We start from the raw sequence: 2,905 nt of genomic DNA, 5'->3' as shown, positions 1-2,905 counted from the left end.
ACTATCTGTCTGACTTCCTTTTCTCTTACGTCGCCTATGGCGTAAACCCCTTTTGTTTTCGTTTCCATGAAGTCGTCCGTCTTGATGTATCCAAAATCATTCATCTCGAGTTTGCCCTTCAGAAACTGTGTGTTAGGAATCAAACCAATGAACACAAAGATTCCATCAACCTCTAGAGAAGTAATCTCGCCACTGTCAACATTCTTAATGTTTATCTTTCTGACCTGTGAATCGCCCTCAATGGAATCCACTACTGAACTGTAGATGTACTCGACCTTTCCCGTATCGTTAAGCTTCTTCTGTAGTAGTTTGTCTGCAGTCAACTTCGGCAGGTTTTGAACAACGGTTATTTTACTAACCATTTTGCTCAGATAAAGTGACTCATCCAGAGCGCTGTTTCCGCCTCCAATCACCGCAATGTGCTTGTCTGCGAAGAAGTGACCATCACACGTTGCACAATAGCTAACACCTCTGCCTTTGAAATCTTCTTCACCCATTACTCCAAGCTTTCTGGGATTGGAACCGGTAGCAATAACTATTACTCTGGATTTGATCTTTTTACCATTATCAAGGATAACTTCTTTATTCTGACCTTCGCCATCGATATCTACAACTTCTGCATATGTGAAGGGGACATCAAATTCTCTAGCATGGTCAGCCATCTTCTCACTCAATTCCATGCCGCTAATACTTGCGAAACCCGTCCAGTTTTCGACGGTCTGAGTATTGTTCATCTGTCCGCCATCAAGTGCCTTTTCAATAATTAAGGGATTCAAACCTGCCTGGACGGCATATATACCAGCCGTAATGCCCCCAGGACCGGCTCCAATGATCGTCACATCGTAAAAGTCCTTCAGTTCGGATTTCTTAGCGCTACCAAGTTCGAAGAATGACATTTTGAACCTCCTCAAACCGCCTTCATTACTTGATCTACAAACTGACCCTCAGGGTAGGCTCCCACAAAGGTTACCTTGTCATTTATCACGATTTGCGGGACCGATGAGACCCCATATTTCCTCGACAATTCCTGAAACTCGTTTGCCTCAACCATATAAGCCGTTATGTTCTTGTTCGCCATTGCGATGTTATGAGCTGTAAGAACTGCTTTTGGACAGTAAGGGCACGTGGTGGTAACAAAGACCTTTATATCCACCGGAGAGTTTATCTTTTCGATCTTCTGAATCGAATCCTTTGAGAGATCAGAAATCGCACCCTTGGAAAAGGAAATGATATCCTGCAGAAGCGTTCCAAACTCATGTCCTGCAGGTATTCCAAGGAACCTGACACCCTTGTCGTCACCTTCCGGAGTGAGAAGTACCATGCTGGGTGCAAGCTCTATACCATATTTCTCCGCCATTTCTGAATCAAGATCATGAACTTCGTAACTAATCTTGCTTTCGATTTCGGAAAGCTCTTGCAGCATTTGTTCTGCAGTTGAACAGTAATCACAATTTTTCTCGCTCTTGAACAAAAGTGCCTTTACAGAGCCCTCCATGCTGCTGAAGATTTCCTTTACTTGCTTGGTTATGTTGTCGGGCAGAAGCTTCGCCACTTATATCCCTCCCAAGGACTAATATTTTTATACCCACTAGGGGTATGGTAACACTTTTATATTACTCTTCCTTTGACAACTTGTTTACATAATTATCTCCAAACCATCTGCTAACACCAACGACCAAACAGATAGTCATGTATAAGAGCATGATATTCAACCACTCGTCAGGGTAGAAATTCCTTATGTGATTCGACATGAATTCAATCACAGTAGCTATTGCTGTAAAGGAAAGAATACAGTCGGCAAGTTTCCATTTACCCTGAACGATCAGGTAATTCTTGAAGAACTCCTGCCGAGTGTATCCCATGGAAAGAAATAGCATTCGAAAGGTGTCATCATATCTGGAAGTATGTCTTCCCAGTGATCCATAGATATACAAGTACGAAATAAGAAAGAGAATTACATTATGAAGTCTATTCTCTCTGACGAAAACGATATTGCAGAGGAAGAGAACGCCACTCGCGAAGGCAACATTCATGAACAGGAGAAGAAAATTAGCTTTTTTGATTTGTCGCTGAAACGCAAAAATTGAGGCCACCGATAGAACGGTGGCCAAACCTGCAATAAGCAATGTGCTGAAGAAGATTCTCAGCGTTTCACTTATCAACAATCAAATCACTTCTTGCTAACCTTCTCGTTTCCGCCAGAAAGATCTTTTCCATCCTTAAAAATTTCGGCCATGGAACCTAAGGAACTAAGCATTGCACTACTCTCGTAGGGTAGGAAGACCTTGTTTGCCTTACCATCGGCTATTTGTTTCAAAGCATCAAGATACCTTATTGCAATAACGTCTCTCGTTGGATCTCCTTCATGAATCGCCTTGAAGACATTTATGATAGCGTTTGCCTCGCCCTCGGCCTCTGTCACAAGCTTGAACTTATTAGCCTCGGCCACTCTCTTTATCGATTCACTCTGACCCTCTGCCTGCAGAATCGCCGACATCTTATCGCCCTCGGCCTTCGTTATTTCTGACTGCTTGTAACCCTCGGCTTCCAGTATAACCGCCCTCTTTGTTCTCTCGGCCTTCATCTGCTTCGACATGGCATCCATGATGTCCTGAGGTGGATCGATCTTCTTGATTTCAACTCTTGTAACCTTGACGCCCCATTTGTCGGTTGCTTCATCAAGGACCTCCCTCAAGGTGACGTTAATCCTCTCCCTCGAGGTCAAGGTCTGGTCAAGCTCCATCTCTCCTATGACGTTTCTGAGGTTCGTCTGTGCAAGCTTTATTGCAGCAATCTCGAAATTAGAAACGTTGTAGACAACTCTGAATGCATCGGTTATCTGGTAATAAATAATCGCGTCAACAGTAACCACCACATTATCTTTCGTGATAACTTCCTGAGGTGG

4 protein-coding genes are annotated in these 2,905 nt (G+C 43.4%); all 4 read right to left on the bottom strand.

Annotated features, from left to right (window positions below):
- Positions 1–896: NAD(P)/FAD-dependent oxidoreductase (locus tag BG32_RS08995; protein ID WP_121526709.1), on the bottom strand; the 896-nt coding region annotated here is incomplete at its 3' end.
- Positions 897–907: 11 nt separating this feature from the next.
- The gene (gene pdo, locus BG32_RS08990; RefSeq protein WP_121526708.1) at positions 908–1,552 is read right to left on the bottom strand and encodes a protein disulfide oxidoreductase; all 645 of its coding nucleotides are present in this window, start codon (positions 1,550–1,552) and stop codon (positions 908–910) included.
- A 61-nt stretch (positions 1,553–1,613) separates the two neighbouring features.
- Entirely contained in the window at positions 1,614–2,165 is a 552-nt protein-coding gene (locus BG32_RS08985; protein WP_006492678.1) for a hypothetical protein, read from the bottom strand.
- Positions 2,166–2,170: 5 nt separating this feature from the next.
- On the bottom strand, positions 2,171–2,905 hold a 735-nt coding region (locus BG32_RS08980), incomplete at its 5' end, for an SPFH domain-containing protein (RefSeq protein WP_147434908.1).

The sequence above is a fragment of the Mesotoga sp. HF07.pep.5.2.highcov genome (assembly GCF_003666285.1).
In the GTDB taxonomy this organism is placed as follows: Bacteria; Thermotogota; Thermotogae; order Petrotogales; family Kosmotogaceae; genus Mesotoga; species Mesotoga prima.
Note: the sequence above shows the minus strand (reverse complement) of the source record. Positions and strands in the feature narration are given on the sequence as shown.